Below are 15,292 nucleotides of genomic sequence, written 5' to 3'. Positions count from 1 at the left end.
CGGCCCGGTCTCAGCGCGTGGTGTGCCCGAGGACGAGGTGGGCCGCGACCTCCCGGCCGGCGTCCGTGTCGATGAACGACACGATCACCGGACTGCTGCCCGTGGGCCCGCCGGTGGTCGCGCGCATCCGGTAACGCTCGACGCGGACGGCCTCGCGGGCGAGCGGCGCACCGCCCGTGAACAGCGAGGGCGGCTTGACGTCGTTGGCGATGCGCAGGTCGGCGGGACGCCAGGCGCCCGTGGCCGCGTCGAAGCGCTCCAGCAGGAAGCCCGGTCCGCTGCCCGGCCCGTCCCCGGGCCCGCCGACGAGGAACTCCATCTGGAAGGCGACCAGCACGTGCCGGTACCCGGCGGAGTTCCCGTTCCGCAGGGTGACGGTGAACTCCTGGCCGGCGCCGCCGCGTACGAGCGACAGCGCGCCGCCCCGGGTCTCGACGGAGCCCGACGGCCGCGTCGGGGCCGGCGTACGGGACAGGGAGGCGGAGGGCGAAGCGGCGACGGACGGCCCCCCGGAAGCCGTGGCCGCGGCCGAAGGCGCGGGCGTCACCGAAGGAGAGACCGGCGCGGAGGCGGCCGACGGCACCGAGGCCGCCGCGCTCGCCGACGGCTCGCCGCCCTCGTCCGCGCACCCGGCGGCACCAGCCAGCAGGACGGCGGCCAGGGCCGAGGCGGTGAGGGACCGGCTGGTTCCCCCGGAAACGGGCATGAGATCGGTCTCCCCGAGGTCGTTTCCCAGGAACCTAACAACCGCGACCCGCCCCGATGAGCCCGGGAGGGACTCGGACGGACGACGTTTCGGTCACGGCCGCACCTCAGGCGAGCGGCTTCTCGAAGCTGAACGCGGTCACGGACATCCGCTCGCGGAAGTAGAAGCGGTGCGCGTCGGCGCGCTGGGTTCCCGAGTCGAGCGTGAGCGCGGCGCACCCGGCGGCGCGCGCGTGCTCCTCGAGGTGCGCGAGCAGCGCATGACCCACGCCGCCCGAACGGGCGGTGGAGGCCGTGACCAGGTCGTCGACGTAGAGCTTGCGGACCAGGCAGGTGGTGGCGACGACGCGCCAGCCGGCCGCGCCCACGCACCTGCCGTCCCCGTCGTACGCGGCGGTGAACCGCAGCCCCTGGGGCCCGCCCTCCGCGAGGATCCCGAGGAAGAGCTCTTCGGTGAGGTGCGGGCGCAGTTCGAGGAGCACGGGCAGGAGGTCCCCGGTCAGTCGCGGATCCCCGGGCTCGAAGTCGATGATCTTCATGAATTCAGACTAGTAGGAGCATGTCCGCATGCCGGACGTCGTCCATCGTTGTCGGACCCTCCCCCTACTCTTGATCACGTGAGCCCGACCCCCGAAAGCGACGCCCGCCCGGCCCCCGAGCGCCCCCTCTCCGAGATCAACGCCGACATCAGGGGCCTCTTCGCCCGCGCCGACGGCCGCCTGACCGACGCGGAGCGCGTCCGGCACGCCTCGCTGCTGCAGGAGTGGGCGGAGGCGATCCGCGCCTCGGTCGTGCCGGCGGCCTAGACGAATAAGTCCGACCGCAGGCCTTCCCGCGGAACCGTCTCCGATCAAGCAGCTTTGAGGGCATGCAGGGGCACCGGCGCCGACGTGCCGTTTCTGCGGTGAACCGGACCGCCCGATCGGGTGACCGCGAAGCCGGTCCTCTTCCGCGGGACGGACCGGATCGCTACAAACCCGTGCCATGACCATGAATCGTAAGAACCGCATCCTGGCCGCGCTCGCCGCGGCCGTCCTTCCCCTGCTCCCGACCTCCGTTCCGGCCCACGGGGCGCAGGCCGCGGCCCTGCCGCCGGCCGGCCCGACCAAGCTCGTGAACAGGAACTCGTCGAAGTGCGCCGATGTGGAGGCGTGGTCCAAGGACGACGGCGCCAGCGTCCACCAGTGGAGCTGCCGCCTGGACGACGACGCGAACCAGAAGTGGACGTTCCGCCGCACGGCCGACGGGTACTGGAACGTCGTCAACCAGAACAGCGGCAAGTGCCTGGACATCCAGGGCCCCTCGTTCGCCGACGGGGCGCACCTCCACCAGTGGACCTGCTCGGGCTACGGCAGCCAGAAGTGGGAGCTGCGGTACACGACCACCGAATACTTCAAGCTGGTCAGCCCGTACAGCGGGAAGTGCGCGGACGTGGAGGGGCCCTGGCTGAACGACGGGGCGCAGATCCACCAGTGGACCTGCCGGAACCTCGACGACAACAGCCAGCAGTGGCGGTTCTTCACCGCCACCTAGACGACTAGGGGGTGTTGCGAAAGTCCCGCACGGCGCCCACGGCGCCCGGCACGCACTCTCGCCGCACCGGCCGAAGCCCCGAGTACGCCCAGTACGAGGACCTTCGCCCGGCACGCCGAGAGCACGCACCGGACACCGCGGGCGCCGCACAGGACTTCCGCAACACCCCCTATGGCCGAAGACTTCGCGGCTGCGGCCTCGCCCGAAACCACCTGGCCGCGGAGTTCTTCTGCCTGCCCGGCCAGTCCGGCTGCGACAGACGCCGACGTGCTCGTCCAGGACCCGGCCCGGAGGTTCTGCGCCGCTGATCGGGTGAAGCTGAGAAACCTGGAGTGATCGCGTCCGTTGATCAAGGTGCTCACCCCCATGCACTTGTGCAACAGAAGGACCAATGATGATCAAGAAGATGATGGCCACCGCCGCCGCCACCGCGTCCATCCTCGGCGCGGGCGCCGCCGTTGCAGCCCCGGCCATGGCCATCGGCAACGACAACGGGATCAACACCGTCAACGGCAACGGTGCCCAGCAGATCTACGGCAACCAGAAGACGCACGGCGACCTGAGCCCGCAGCTCGGCGTGGTCCAGGGCACCCTGAACAAGCCCTGCATCGGCCTGCCCGCCAAGCTCAACGCGCAGTCGATCCTTGCCGCGGTCAACGTCGGTGTCCAGGACATCAACGTCCTGTCCAACCCGCAGAACCAGCAGTGCACCGAGAACTCCACCCAGGCCAAGGGCGACGAGCCGCTCTCGCACATCCTGGACAACATCCCGGTCCTCTCGGGCAACCTCTCGGCCGGCAGCTGACGCAGTCCCCTTCACGAGCCGGGGCCTCCGATGCCTGCGCGAGTGCCCACGGGGCCCCGGCTTCACCCGTACACCGCAGGCGCGCGTCGGCCGTGAGGCCGCCGGGGCGGGTACGGACCCGCAGGTGCGAGACAGAGCCTCCTGGCCCCGCGGAACGGGCCGGAGGCTCTGTGGTGTGTGCGCGTGCCCGCGCCGGTGCGTACGGAGCGTCCCGCTAGGCCGCCGGACGGGCGGCCAGGCGCTCGACGCGGGTCAGGAACTCGGCCGGGTGGAACGGTTTGGCGAGGCAGTCGTCCACCCCGGCCTCCAGCGCGCGGGCCGTGCACTCGGGGTCGGCCGGCGGCAGGGCGAGGATCGGTACGAGGCCGTGGTCGGGGTGGCGGCGGATCTCCTCGAACAGTGCCACCTCGTCCAGACCCGGCCCCGTGCGCTCGCACACCACCAGGTCCACCGGGGCCTCGCTGCCCAGCAGGGCGAGGGTGTCCGTCCCGCTCCCGCCGTCGATCACGGTGTGGCCCCGGGCCACGAGGAGGCGCTCCAGCAGGCCGCGCAGGGTTCCCTCCCTCGCCACGAGGAGGATCCTGGTCGGGGAATGGCCGCTCATCGTGTTCCTCTGCTCGTGCCGGCGGTGCTCCCGCCGAGGGTACGAGAGCGGGCGCGCGCCCGCCTGCCCCGGGGGGCCTTATCGGGTAGTTTCGGGACATGACCCCTGAGCCGCAGAGCTTCGAGATCCTGCTGGTGCCCGAGCACATCGAGAACCTGCGCGGCGGCTCGGCAGCCGACAGGGCCCTGCGCGTGGCCCTGGTCGAGGCGACCGGCGAGACCGGCGCCTCCGGCTATCCCCGCTACCGCGGGCAGGGCGTGGAGGCGGACATCGACCCGCGTACCCGCGCGATCGAGGCCCTCCTCGTCGACGGCGCGGAACTGGACCTCGGGCTGATCGCCATGGTCGCCCCGGAAGGCGGCAAGGGCTCCGGCCGGGCCAAGGGCCGCTCGTAGCATGACGGTAGCCCGCCCGGGATCCGGACCGCGTCCGCGTTCTCAGGGCGAGGCGCCGTACCGGGCGGCGAGCGCGGTGGCGCGGTCGCGCAGGGAGTCGCGCAACCACTGCGGAGACAGGGCTTCCGCGTCCGGGGCGAGCTGCCACAGGGCCCACTCGGCGTGCCGGGCGTCCTGGAAGGCCAGCTCCAGCTCCAGCCGGCCGTCGGCCGCGCTCTCCTCGGCGAGGACCGCCAGCGCCGTGCCGGTCAGTTCGTCCCGCCGCGCCGGATCCATCCGTACGCGCACGCTCACTTGGCCGCCACCGGTCCGGAACCGCGTGCCGCGTTCCCGCCAGGCCCGGTCCAGGTCGACACGGTCCGGGCGCAGTGCCGGTTCGGCTAGCTCCTCGGCGGCCAGGACGCGGGACAGCCGGTAGGTGCGGTCGGCCCCGGACCGGGTGGCCAGCAGGTAGCCCTGGTCGCGGACCGTGACCAGGCCCACGGGGTCCACCGTGCGCCACTTCGGGTCCTGCCCCGCGGCCGCGTAGCGGATGCGCAGCCGGTGCCCGGCGAGCACCGCCCGACGGACCTCGGCCACGACCGCGTCGGGCACCTCGTCGACGGCCTGCCGGCGGGACAGGAGGTCGGTCTCCGGGTCGATGAGCAACCGTTCCACCGCACCGGCCGCGACGGCCCGCAGGCCTTCGGGCAGGGCGTCGACCACCTTCAGCATGGCCGAGGCGAGCGCCGAGCCGAGCCCGAACGCCTGCGCGCCGCGCCGTGATCCGGCGATCAGCAGGGCGAGCGCCTCGTCGTGGTTCAGCCCGGTGAGCTCGGTCCGGAAACCGGGCAGCAATGCGAAACCGCCGTGCCGGCCGCGTTCGGAGTACACCGGGACACCGGCCGCGGACAGCGCCTCGACGTCGCGCAGGACGGTGCGGGTCGATACCTCCAGCTCGCGGGCGAGCGCGGCCGCGGACAGCCGGCCGTGCCGCCGCAGCAGCAGCACCAGCGAAACCAACCGGTCGGCGCGCATACGAAAACCGTACCGGCAATACACGACAGAGGATGTCGTGATGAGTTGTGAGGCTTGGCGGCGGCACAGATCCAGGCTCCATCCCACATGAAGGGTGATCCCCATGGCCCACGCCATCGTCAATCCGGACGGCCTGCACGACCCGGTCCCGTTCGGCTACAGCCACACCGCCACCGTCCCCTCCGGCGCGGAACTGGTGCTCGTCTCCGGGCAGTACGGATCGGGTCCCGACGGCAGGGTCGTCTCGGACGACTTCGCCGAGCAGGTGCGGCAGACGTTCCGCAACATCTCCGTCGCCCTCGCCGCGCACGGCCTCGGCCTCGGCCACGTCGTCCAGCTCAGGACGTACGTGGTGGACCACGACGTCAGCAGGCTCGGGCCGATCGGCGGGGCCGTGCAGGAGATCTGGGGCAAGGAGCCGCCCACGCAGACCCTCATCGGTGTCGCCTGCCTGGCCGCCCCCGGCGTGCTGTTCGAGGTCGAGGCCCTCGCCGTCCGGCCCTGACGCCCGGCCGCACGCGTCCGGCCCGGCCCCCGCGCGGGCGGGGACCGGGCCGGACTTCACGTGCTCATGCGGTGGTGCGGTGTCAGCTCACCTGGACCGTGACGTCGTCCACGACGAAGGAGGTCTGCAGGGACTGGTCCTCCACGCCGTTGAACTTCAGGGTGACGGTCTGGCCGGCGAACTGCGCCAGGTTGTAGGTCTTCTGGACGTAGCCGGACGTCGGGTTCAGGTTGGAGAAGGTCTCCAGGGTCTGGCCGCCCACGGAGACGGTGAACTTGTCGTAGACCACCGGGTCCGTCTCGTCCGTGTCGATGTGCAGGAAGAACGAGAGCTGGTACGAGGAGCAGCCCGACGGGACGGTCAGCGACTGGGAGGCGCTGTCCGTGTGGCTGGAGCCGTACCCGTTCAGCCACGCGAAGTAGCTGCCGCCGTGCGCGACCTGGCCGGACTGGTTCGTGACGACGCCCGCCGTCGCGGTCCACGGGGAGGAGCCGTTCTCGAAGCCTCCGTTGACCACGAGCTGGCGCGGCGTGCACCCGCCGGTCCCGGTCACGGTCAGCGTGTACGTGGTGCTGTGGCTGACGGTGCCCGAGCCGGTGATCGTCAGGGTGTAGGTGCCGGGCGCGGTGCTCGCGCCGACCTGGACGGACAGCGTCGAGGAGCTGCCCGACTGCACGGACGTCGGGCTGAGCGTGGCGCTCACCCCGGCGGGCGCGCCGGAGACCGAGAGGGCCACGGTCTGGGCGGCGCCGCTCACGGTGGAGGTGTTCACCGTGGCGGAGGTGGAACCGCCCTGGGCCGCGCTGCCCGCCGTCGGGCTGACGCCGATGGAGAAGTCCTGCGCGGGCGTCTCACCGCCGACCGCCGTCTTCCACACGGCGTAGGCCACACCGTCGGCGCTGCGGTCCAGGACCGTGGCGCTGATGTTGTTCGTGGTGTCGCAGGCGCTGTGGTAGCAGGAGTCGTAGGCGGCGTTCGCGGTGCCGCCCCACTTGGCCGCCTGCGCCGAGGTCTTGCGGGCGCTGGCGCCGGCCGCGTAACCGGAGGTCGGGATGCCGCCCTGCTGGAAGGAGTAGTCGTCGCTGCGGCCCTGGCCCTCGGTGTTCTCCTCGGGGGCGAGGTTCAGGGAGGTCCAGTACGCCTTGAGCGGCCCGGCGGTCGTGGAGTTGATGTTGTTGATGAAGTAGCCGCCGTTGGGGGAGGCGACCATGTCGAAGTTGTAGTAGCCCTTGATGGCGGCCTTCTGGGTGCTGCTCAGCCGGCTGACGTAGAACGCCGAGCCGTTGAGGCCCTGCTCCTCGTCCGTCCACCAGGCGAAGCGCACGTGCTTGGTCATCGTCGGGTTCTTCTGGGCCAGTACGAGGGCGTTCTCCAGCAGGGTCGCGGAGCCCGAGCCGTTGTCGTTGATGCCCGGACCGGCCGAGACGCTGTCGAGGTGCGCGCCGAACATGACGACCTGGTCGGCGGGGCCGCCCGGCCAGTCGGCGATCAGGTTGTTCGACGGGTAGGTGCAGGAGGTGCAGTTCTGCTCGATGACCGTGTAGCCGGCGGCCTGGAGCTTGCCCTTGATGTAGGCCACCGACCCGGTGTAACCGGCGCTGCCCGCACGGCGGTTGCCGCCGTTCTGGGAGGCGATCGTGTTCAGCTGGGCCAGGTGCGCCTGAATGTTGGCGACGTCGATGTTCGGCGGGTCGTTCGAGGGCTGGGTGCCGCCGACGTTGAGCGCGAAGTCGACGGTGTGCGAGAGGGTGCTGCCCTGGCCCTTGACGACCACGGTGGCCGCGCCGGGCGTCGCGTTGGCGGTGGCGCTCAGGGTCAGCGTCGAGGACTGGCCGGACTGAACGGTGGCCGGGCTGAAGGAGGCGCTCACTCCGGCCGGCAGGCCGGTGGCGGTCAGCGTCACCGACTGGGCGGTGCCGGTCGTGACGGTGGTGCCGACGGTGGTGGTGACCGTACCGCCCTGCTGGACGGTGCCCGACGTGGGGTTGAGGCTCATCGAGAAGTCGTTGTTCTGACCGCTCGGGGTACACGTCGGATCGGCGGACTGGGCGGGCACGCTGATCGCGTCCCAGGCGGCCTTGGTCTTGTTGAAGAGGTCGCAGGTGGTGTCGAGAGACTTGGCGGAACTGAGCGTGGCCGTGCGGTACTTCTTGTAGGACATGCTGCTCGTCTTGAGCAGCATCCCGCCGTAGAAGATCTTTCCGGCGTTCTGGACGCCCACGCCGGTCACGGTGGACGAGTTGCAGGTGGGGCTGTTCGGCTTGCCGCCGCCCGGGTTGCTGCCCTCGGCGAGCAGGTAGAACCAGTGGTTCAGCGGTCCGGCCGCCGCGTGCACCTCGGTGTTCGGGATCGACGAGTTGTAGCAGTTCGGGTCGTTGTCGATGGCCGACGGGTTGTACATGTTGCGGATCGGACCCTGGCCCTGGAGATTGATCATCTCGCCGACCGTGTAGTCCGGAGTGTCGTACGGCGACTGCTCGTTGGCGTACGCCTCGGTGAGCGCGCCGAAGATGTCACCGGTTCCCTCGCCGAGCCCGGCCTCCTGGCCGCTGGTGCCGCCGGGGGTGTTGGAGTCGATGGCGTGCCCGTACTCGTGGGCCACCACGTCCACGCCGGAGATCCACTCGTTGGCGCTGTTGTGCCCGATGGTGACCGAACTGCCGTCCCAGTAGGCGTTCAGATCGCCCAGGCCGACCTTGCCGGGGAAGCTGCGGCCGTTGCCGCTGACGCCGTTGCGGCCCAGCCACTGGCTCAGCATGTCCCACTGCTTCTGCGCGGCGAACATCAGGTCGACGCAGCCGGTCTCCTTGGCCGTGGGGTTGCCGGTGCCCCAGGAGTCGGAGGACTTCGAGAAGACCGTGCCGGTGCTGTAGTCCGCGCAGCTCAGGCCGGTGCGGTTCGGGTCGCGCAACGAGTACGTGCCGGAGGAGTTGGTGGTGTCGATGGTGAGCGGGTTCGGGCCGTTCCACTTGCTGTTGCCGGTGCCCGCGACGACGTCGTCGTAGCTGTCGACGAAGGCGCCCGTCCGGGCGTCCACGAAGACGTGCAGCTTGCTGGGCGCCGTCTTGGTCCGGCCGATCAGGACGGTCTCCCAGGCCAGCACGGGCTTGTCGTCCTTCAGCCGGACCACGAGCCGGCTGCTGTCGACCTTGTCGACCGCGGCCAGTTTCGAACGGGACGTGGATTCGGCCTCCTTGGCGCTGACCGTCGCCCGGGTCGGGACGTCGATCCGTACGGAGGAGGCCGACTGGAGGGCGCGCACCTTGCCCGCGCCGTCGGCGAGCACCACCGCGTCGCCGCCGACCACGGGCAGTCCGCGGTAGCTGCGCTCGTACGCCACGGAGAACAGGTCCTTGACCCAGGGGGTGACCTGGCGGCGTTCGTACTGCTCCTGCGAGGAGTTGACCAGGGTGTCGAGACCGCTGGCGACGGCCTGGTCGGCGGCAGCGACCGCGCGTGCCGCGGGGGTGTCCTTCTGGGCCGGGGCCGGCTGGGCGTGTTGCGCCGCCGACGCCGTCCCGGCGGCCAGGGTGCCGGCGAGACCCGCGGTCAGCACCATCGCTGCCAGGGCCGCCGTCCATCTGGTGGGCTGCAACGTCCACTCCGATCGTGGGGGGTTGGATGGATGAGTGTTCGTTCGCGGCCGAGTATGAGCGTGTACATGACGGCTTTGGGTCATCTCGGCGGACATAAGGTCCGCGTTATGGTGCGGTGGCGGCGTGCTGCGTACGCTGCCCGGATGCAGCTGGAGTTGAGGCATCTGCAAGCCGTCTGCCGGATAGCGGAGGCGGGCAGCCTGGGGGGCGCGGCGCGGCGGCTGGGGGTGTCCCAGCCGGCGCTTTCGGCGCAACTGCGGCGGATCGAGCGGGTCACGGGTGGCGAGCTCTTCGTGCGCGGCCGCAGCGGGGTGGAGCCGACCGCACTGGGTCACTTCGTACTGGCCAAGGCGCGGCGGGTGCTGAGCGAGATGGACGCGCTGGGCGCGGAGGCGCGGGCCATCGGCACCGGCACCCCGCTGCGGCTCGGCTGCATCCTGCTCGTGCTGGTCGACGGACTGCTCGCCCAGACAGACCTGTTCATGTCAGGTCAGGAGATCACGGTCAACCTGGAGCACTCGGTGACCGCGCTGGCCCGGATGCTGGGCACCGGACGGTACGACGCCATCGTCTACGGCGAGGTCAACGACCACGAGGTGCCGCTCCCCACGGGAGTCCTCGCGCGGACGCTCGTCCCCAAGGAGCCGTTCTGCATCCGTCTTCCGGCGGGCCACCCGCTGGCCGGCCGGGAGCGCGTCGACCTCGCCGACCTCGCCGCGGAATCCTGGCTGACCCTGGTGGAGGAGGACGACGGCGGACCCGAGGCGCTCATCGCCGCCTGCGCGAACGTCGGTTTCACCCCGTCACTGCGCTACCGGATCACCGACCGCATGCTGCAGTACGACCTGATCGCCGCGGGCCGCGCCATCTCGCTCAGCCAGCCCACGGCCCCGCAGGTGGCCGGCACGGTGATGCGTCCGCTGGCGGGCACGCCGATCACCGGCCGCATCCGCCTCGCGTGGAACCGCGCGGCGGTATCGGCCGGCCAGGCGGAACTGCTCTACCGTGCGGCGGCCCGTGCCTATCTGGCGAACGTGGACAACAACGCGTTCCACAAGGAGTGGTGGGACGCCCATCCCGAGCTGCAGGTCAGCCTTGGCGGTGAGCCGTCAGCAGCAGGTATTCCCATTCCATGACGCCGTCGACGGTGTGCTCGGCGGCGAGCGCGTCGAGGTCGCGGTCCAGGCCGGCGACACGGTCGGGGTCCTCGGCGATCGACCGGTAGACGGCGATGGTCGGCCCGTAGAGGGCCTTGAAAAACTCCCGGAAGTCGGCGGGCTTGGTGAACCGGTCCACGCGGACCGTCTCGCGGCGGGCGACCAGATCGGTCACCCCGGTGCCCAGCAGCTCGTGGACGTGCTCCGGGTCGCCCCACAGCGGCGGCGGCTGCGCCCCGGGCGGGGGAGGGGGAGCGTACGGCTTCATGGTCGCGAACATCCGGCCGATGAAGCCCTGCGGGGTCCAGTTGATCAGCCCGATGGTGCCCCCGGACCGGCAGACCCGCAGCAGTTCGTCCGCGGCGGCCCGGTGGTGCGGCGCGAACATCACGCCCAGACAGGACATCACGATGTCGAACTCGCCGTCCGCGAAGGGCAGTGCCTCCGCGTCCGCTTCCCGCCACTCCAGCTGGGCACCGCGTACGGCGGCCAGGTGCCGCCCGACCTCCAGGAGGTCGGGGGTGAGGTCGCAGGCCACCACGTCCGCGCCGGCCAGCGCGGCCGGGATGGCAGCGTTGCCGGAGCCCGCGGCGACGTCGAGCACCCGGTCGCCCCGGCCCACCCCGCACTCCCGGACGAGCACGGCGCCCAGGTCCGGAATGAGGTGGGAGGCCACCGACGGATAGTCGCCCATGGCCCACATGGCGCGGTGCTTGGCTTTCAGTGCGCGGTCTGCCTGGGCCGCGTCGTTCGACTCGGTCATCACAGCCGCCCTCCAGGAGTCGGGTCAGGGCTCTCTTCCGAGCATAGGTAGGTTCCGCCGACGCGGCCCGTCGACACCGCCGCAGCGCGGGCCGAGCGGCTGATCGCCCGCCCTGCGCCCCGCGTACGAAGACCCGGCCGCCGTGCCGGCCCCGCCCGCCGAGGCGGTGGACCCCGGCCGGGCCCGCCGGGCGGACCCGGAACCCTACGCGCCCCGCACCGGCCCCGCCTCGGCGTCGGGCCGGCCGGCTCACGCCACCCGGCCGCCCTCCCGGCCGGGGCCGAAGTCCCGCTCGAAACCCTCCCGGAACCCGGGCCGTTCGACCGCCCGCTCGAAGGCGTGCGCGGCGCGGGCGAGGGCCGCTTCGCTCTCCTGGGAGGCGGCGAGTTCGGCGAGGTACGCGCGCAGGCTCAGTCCGCGGGCCGTGGCGAGCGCGGTGAGCCGCTCGTGCACATCGGTGTCGACCTCGACTGTGGTGGTGTCAGCCATGCACCGAGTATGCGCGTCCGCGACCCGGCCGGGGGCCCCTTCGACACCCTCCCGTGAGGCATCAGCCCGCCCAGCGACCCGTCAGGAAGGTGACGGCGACCAGCGTGGACAGCGGGCCCACCACGCACACGTACGCCGTCCGCAGGCGCGGACGGCGCAGGCTCCAGCCCGCCAGGGCGATCCACAGCGGCCACCACAGCAGCGTGGAACGGGGGACGGAGGTGTACCAGTACGAGGTCCCCAGGGCCCACAGCGTCAGGGCGGTGTAGAGGGCCTCGGGCCACTGGCGGCGCCGCAGGAGCAGGACCAGGAGCGCGAGGCCGACGACCATCGCCACCAGCTCGGCCTGCCACATCAGCGCGTACCCGGTGGGCTGCGTGTGCTGGAATGCTGCGTTCCAGGTGTTGGCCCAGGCCTCCCACGGCGTGTGGAAGTCCCGGTACCAGCCCCGTTCCTGGGCGTGCTTCCAGGCCATCCAGTCCCCGGTCCGCGCGTGCAGGAACCAGCTGTACGCGGCCGGGGCCAGCGCGGGCAGGCCCAGCCACGGGGCCGCCCGCCAGTCGCGCCGGTCCCGCGCCGTGAGCACGAACAGGAGTGCCAGCGCCGCCGTCAGGAACAGCCCCGTGACGCGCACCGAGGACGCCAGGCAGGCCAGCACCGCCGCCGCAGGCCAGTTGCGGCGCCGGGCCGCCAGCCACGCGGGCAGGGCCAGCGCCAGGAACAGCGCCTCGGTGTACCCGGCGGCGAGGAACACGGCGCAGGGGGAAAGCAGGAGCAACAGGACCGCGCGCCGCCCCGCCTCCGCGTCCCGCAGCTGGTGCCGGGCGATGCGCCCCAGGGCCAGGACGGCCACGCCTCCCGCGAGGAACGAGACCAGCGCTCCCGCCGCCGCCCAGTGCGGCACGACCGTGTGGACGGCGCGCAGAACGAGCGGGAAGCCGGGCAGGAAGGCCTCCCGGTTGTCCCAGCCGGCCGTCCACGGGCCCGCTCCGGCGGGGAAGTAGCCGTCCCGGGCTATGTGGAGGTAGTGCGACCAGTCCCACTGCTCCCAGGGCGAGAAGAGCGAGCCGGGCCACAGGGCCCTGCCCCCGCCCGCCGGGAAGAGCCAGCGGACCGCGCCGGCGGTCGTCCAGATCCCCACGCGCGTGAGCACGTACAGCCAGAGCACCTCGCGGTCGTCCGGACCGGGCCGCCACCTCGGGAACCGGGCTCCGGGCGGGCGCCGCGCGGGGGCGGGCGGGCCGGGGGCGGCGAGCGGCCGGGGCGGGGCGGAAACGGGCATACGGGATCTCCTGATCGGCTCTGGGGTGTGCGGAAGCGCCGGCCGGGGTCGGGGTGCCGAGGTCCGGGCCGGTGGCGGTGCGGTCGTCGCCGGAGGGTTACGGGGAGAACGGCGTCGAGCTGTGGGCCGAGGTCGGCGTCGATGACGGGGGATAGGCCGTGGTGGTGGCGGACGCGCCCGGGTACGCCGTCCGGGTGGGAGGGGCGGACGTCCCCGTCGTGGGCGGCGGGGACTGGTGGGGTACGGGGGACGGCGCCAGGGGCGGGGGAGTGGTCGCCGGGAGGCTCGGGCCGGTGCCGCGCGGCAGGAACGCGGCGACGGCCGCGGCGGAACCGCCGACGACGAGGCAGCAGGCGAGCGCGAGGCCGGCGATCCGGCGCCGGCGCGCCTTCTCCCCGCGCCGCGCGATGACGGACACGGGCGGCAGGGCGGCGCGGGAGCGGCCGGCGCAGGCCGCTTCCCGGAACAGGGACCGCAGCGGGTCGTGGTCGTACGGGTCAGGCATCGGGAGCCTCCTCCATGCGGGGGTCCCGCAGCTCGCGGGCGAGGGTGGCCCGGCCCCGGGCCAGGTGCGTCTTGACCGTGCTCGCGGACAGCGAGGTCTCGGCGGCGATCTGTTCGACGGTCAGATCGCACAGGTAGTGGAGCGCCATGGTCCGGCGCTGTTTCAGCGGCAGCAGGCGCAGCGCCTGTACGAGGGCCACCACCTCCGGCCCCGGCCCCTCCACGTGGCCCGCGGGCCCGGTGCGCCGCCAGGCGTCGGCGCTGCGGCGCCGCCCGCGCCAGCGGCTCACGGCGAGCCGCCAGGCGACGGTGCGGATCCAGGCCTCGGGCCGGCCGTCGCGCTCCAGCCGGCGGCGCCGGTCCCAGGCCCTGACGAAGGCCTCCTGCACCACGTCCTGTGCCTCGTGATGATCGCCGAGCATCACGTACAACTGCCCTGTGAGCCGTCCCGCCGCCTGCGCGTAGAACTCCTCGAACTCCTCGACGGTCAAGAAATCGCTCCCGAATCCATGTGTCCCCCTCTCCAGGCATACGCCCGGCGCCGGGCGTCCGGTCGACACGGCGGGCTCGGAACTTCGTGTGAGTGCGGTCACACGGCGGGGGTCATTCCGGGCGGGGCGGAGGACCCGGATCCGGCCCGATCCGCGACCCGCCGTCAAGGAACGATCAAACCCCCTGGTGACGGTGCGTGCAGACGTGTACCTTCTCCGGTAGCTGTCGTGGTTCCAAGTGCCTTGCCCGCGCCGTTCGGTGTGGGCAGTTTTGCTGTGTTGTGCCGTAGGACCAGGGCGATCACCTCCGTCTCCCACGCGGTGTGGGAGACGTACGTCAAATGGAAGGCATGAACATGGCTACGGGAACCGTGAAGTGGTTCAACTCCGAAAAGGGCTTCGGCTTCATCGCCCAGGACGGCGGCGGTCCGGACGTCTTCGCGCACTACTCCGCGATCAACGCCACCGGCTACCGTGAGCTCCAGGAGGGCCAGGCCGTGACGTTCGACATCACGCAGGGCCAGAAGGGCCCGCAGGCGGAGAACATCACCCCCGCCTGAGCCCGCGTCTGATCTCCGGCGCCCGCCCGGGGGCGGGCGAGGAACCGTTTCACCGCTGAGGCGCGGAAACGGATGACGTGCACCACCAGGGCCGTGCGGCGATCGCCGCACGGCCCTGGTGTCATCCTGCCGCCGTTCCGGATGCGGCATGATCGGGGGATGTCCGAACGCATCATTGCCGCCTGTGACGGAGCGGCGAAAGGTAATCCCGGCCCCGCCGGATGGGGATGGGTCATCGCCGACTCCGAGGGCCGCCCCGAGCGCTGGGAGGCCGGTCCGCTGGGGCGGGCCACCAACAACATCGGGGAGCTGACCGCCCTCCAGCGGGTCCTGGAGGCCGTCGCTCCCGGGACGTCTATGCAGGTGCGGATGGACTCGCAGTACGCGATGAAGGCCGTGACGCAGTGGCTCCCGGGCTGGAAGCGCAACGGCTGGAAGACCTCCTCGGGCCAGCCCGTCGCCAACCGTGAACTCGTCGAGCGCATCGACGAGCTGCTGGCCGACCGCGACGTGACGTTCCTCTACGTGCCCGCCCACCGCGAGGACGGCGACCACCTGAACGCCATCGCCGACCAGGCCGCCAGCGACGCGGCCGTCACCCAGCAGGCCGCCGGCACGGCCCACGGGGACGCGGACATGCCGGTGCCCGCACCGGTCGCGCCCGCGCGCCGCAAGGCGGCCGCGCCGAAGAAGCGTACGGCCGAGGGCGCCTCCGGCGGCCGCCCCTCCCGGGCCATCAAGGCGAAGTTCCCCGGCAGCTGCCCCTGCGGGAAGCCCTACGCCGCGGGCGACATGATCGCCAAGAATGGCAGCCGCTGGGGTCACGAGGCCTGCGCCGGCGCCGCCTCCACCTCCGCCCCCGCCTCCTAGACCGCCGGGGCGGTCC

At 72.2% G+C, this 15,292-nt stretch carries 18 protein-coding genes; 8 read left to right on the top strand and 10 right to left on the bottom strand.

Translation table 11 applies throughout. From position 1 onward, the window contains the following. Positions 1 to 10: 10 nt before the first annotated feature. Together ACZ6Y1_RS00160 and ACZ6Y1_RS00155 are read right to left on the bottom strand one after the other, a co-directional pair. Positions 11 to 706 carry a hypothetical protein gene (locus tag ACZ6Y1_RS00160; RefSeq protein WP_469619931.1) on the bottom strand — a complete coding sequence of 232 codons (696 nt, stop codon included), beginning with the start codon at positions 704 to 706 and terminating at the stop codon, positions 11 to 13. A 106-nt stretch (positions 707 to 812) separates the two neighbouring features. Beyond that, positions 813 to 1,244, bottom strand: coding sequence for a GNAT family N-acetyltransferase (locus ACZ6Y1_RS00155; protein ID WP_469619928.1), 432 nt, complete (start codon positions 1,242 to 1,244; stop codon positions 813 to 815). Positions 1,245 to 1,322: 78 nt separating this feature from the next. On the opposite strand from ACZ6Y1_RS00155, the gene ACZ6Y1_RS00150 reads away from it, so the two are divergent. From ACZ6Y1_RS00150 to ACZ6Y1_RS00140, 3 genes are all read left to right on the top strand, one after another. Then, positions 1,323 to 1,511 (top strand): hypothetical protein, encoded by a 189-nt coding sequence (locus tag ACZ6Y1_RS00150; protein ID WP_469619926.1) that lies wholly within the window; start codon positions 1,323 to 1,325, stop codon positions 1,509 to 1,511. 178 nt (positions 1,512 to 1,689) lie between these two features. Then, positions 1,690 to 2,238 (top strand): RICIN domain-containing protein, encoded by a 549-nt coding sequence (locus tag ACZ6Y1_RS00145; protein ID WP_469619922.1) that lies wholly within the window; start codon positions 1,690 to 1,692, stop codon positions 2,236 to 2,238. A gap of 394 nt (positions 2,239 to 2,632) precedes the next feature. Beyond that, entirely contained in the window at positions 2,633 to 3,043 is a 411-nt protein-coding gene (locus ACZ6Y1_RS00140; protein WP_469621680.1) for a rodlin, read from the top strand. Positions 3,044 to 3,257: 214 nt separating this feature from the next. Here ACZ6Y1_RS00140 and ACZ6Y1_RS00135 read toward each other — a convergent pair whose 3' ends face one another. After that, positions 3,258 to 3,647, bottom strand: coding sequence for a response regulator (locus ACZ6Y1_RS00135; protein ID WP_469619920.1), 390 nt, complete (start codon positions 3,645 to 3,647; stop codon positions 3,258 to 3,260). Between the two features lie 98 nt (positions 3,648 to 3,745). On the opposite strand from ACZ6Y1_RS00135, the gene ACZ6Y1_RS00130 reads away from it, so the two are divergent. Further along, positions 3,746 to 4,042 (top strand): hypothetical protein, encoded by a 297-nt coding sequence (locus ACZ6Y1_RS00130; RefSeq protein ID WP_469619917.1) that lies wholly within the window; start codon positions 3,746 to 3,748, stop codon positions 4,040 to 4,042. Positions 4,043 to 4,084: 42 nt separating this feature from the next. Here the strand turns inward: ACZ6Y1_RS00130 and ACZ6Y1_RS00125 are convergent, their stop codons facing one another. Then, the gene (locus tag ACZ6Y1_RS00125) at positions 4,085 to 5,059 is read right to left on the bottom strand and encodes a helix-turn-helix transcriptional regulator (protein WP_469619915.1); all 975 of its coding nucleotides are present in this window, start codon (positions 5,057 to 5,059) and stop codon (positions 4,085 to 4,087) included. A gap of 103 nt (positions 5,060 to 5,162) precedes the next feature. On the opposite strand from ACZ6Y1_RS00125, the gene ACZ6Y1_RS00120 reads away from it, so the two are divergent. After that, positions 5,163 to 5,564, top strand: a complete 402-nt coding sequence (locus ACZ6Y1_RS00120) for a RidA family protein (protein ID WP_469619912.1) — start codon at positions 5,163 to 5,165, stop codon at positions 5,562 to 5,564. 82 nt (positions 5,565 to 5,646) lie between these two features. On the opposite strand, the gene ACZ6Y1_RS00115 is transcribed toward ACZ6Y1_RS00120, so the two are convergent. Then, on the bottom strand, positions 5,647 to 9,123 hold the full coding sequence (locus ACZ6Y1_RS00115; protein WP_469621677.1) for a M28 family peptidase: 3,477 nt from the start codon (positions 9,121 to 9,123) through the stop codon (positions 5,647 to 5,649). Positions 9,124 to 9,303: 180 nt separating this feature from the next. Between ACZ6Y1_RS00115 and ACZ6Y1_RS00110 the strand changes: the two genes are divergently transcribed. After that, positions 9,304 to 10,296, top strand: coding sequence for a LysR family transcriptional regulator (locus ACZ6Y1_RS00110; RefSeq protein ID WP_469619910.1), 993 nt, complete (start codon positions 9,304 to 9,306; stop codon positions 10,294 to 10,296). Here ACZ6Y1_RS00110 and ACZ6Y1_RS00105 read toward each other — a convergent pair. From ACZ6Y1_RS00105 to ACZ6Y1_RS00085, 5 genes are all read right to left on the bottom strand, one after another. Then, positions 10,250 to 11,080, bottom strand: a complete 831-nt coding sequence (locus ACZ6Y1_RS00105) for a class I SAM-dependent methyltransferase (RefSeq protein WP_469619906.1) — start codon at positions 11,078 to 11,080, stop codon at positions 10,250 to 10,252. The genes ACZ6Y1_RS00110 and ACZ6Y1_RS00105 overlap by 47 nt on opposite strands. A 249-nt stretch (positions 11,081 to 11,329) precedes the next feature. Then, positions 11,330 to 11,569: an antitoxin MazE7 gene (locus ACZ6Y1_RS00100; RefSeq protein WP_469619905.1), complete on the bottom strand. Its 240-nt coding sequence runs from the start codon at positions 11,567 to 11,569 to the stop codon at positions 11,330 to 11,332. A gap of 61 nt (positions 11,570 to 11,630) precedes the next feature. Then, entirely contained in the window at positions 11,631 to 12,851 is a 1,221-nt protein-coding gene (locus tag ACZ6Y1_RS00095) for a mannosyltransferase family protein (RefSeq protein ID WP_469619902.1), read from the bottom strand. 97 nt (positions 12,852 to 12,948) lie between these two features. Continuing rightward, positions 12,949 to 13,356, bottom strand: a complete 408-nt coding sequence (locus ACZ6Y1_RS00090) for a hypothetical protein (protein ID WP_469619900.1) — start codon at positions 13,354 to 13,356, stop codon at positions 12,949 to 12,951. Further along, entirely contained in the window at positions 13,349 to 13,846 is a 498-nt protein-coding gene (locus ACZ6Y1_RS00085) for a SigE family RNA polymerase sigma factor (protein WP_469619898.1), read from the bottom strand. Before ACZ6Y1_RS00085 ends, ACZ6Y1_RS00090 begins: the two co-directional genes overlap by 8 nt. Before the next feature lie 356 nt (positions 13,847 to 14,202). On the opposite strand from ACZ6Y1_RS00085, the gene ACZ6Y1_RS00080 reads away from it, so the two are divergent. Then, the gene (locus ACZ6Y1_RS00080) at positions 14,203 to 14,406 is read left to right on the top strand and encodes a cold-shock protein (protein WP_030036890.1); all 204 of its coding nucleotides are present in this window, start codon (positions 14,203 to 14,205) and stop codon (positions 14,404 to 14,406) included. A gap of 159 nt (positions 14,407 to 14,565) precedes the next feature. Beyond that, on the top strand, positions 14,566 to 15,276 hold the full coding sequence (locus ACZ6Y1_RS00075; protein WP_469619895.1) for a ribonuclease H family protein: 711 nt from the start codon (positions 14,566 to 14,568) through the stop codon (positions 15,274 to 15,276). The last annotated feature ends 16 nt before the right edge of the window (positions 15,277 to 15,292 follow it).

The organism is Streptomyces sp. NPDC053432, from assembly GCF_055585365.1.
The sequence above is the reverse complement of the archived record's forward strand: the minus strand, read 5'-3'. Positions and strand labels throughout refer to the sequence as shown.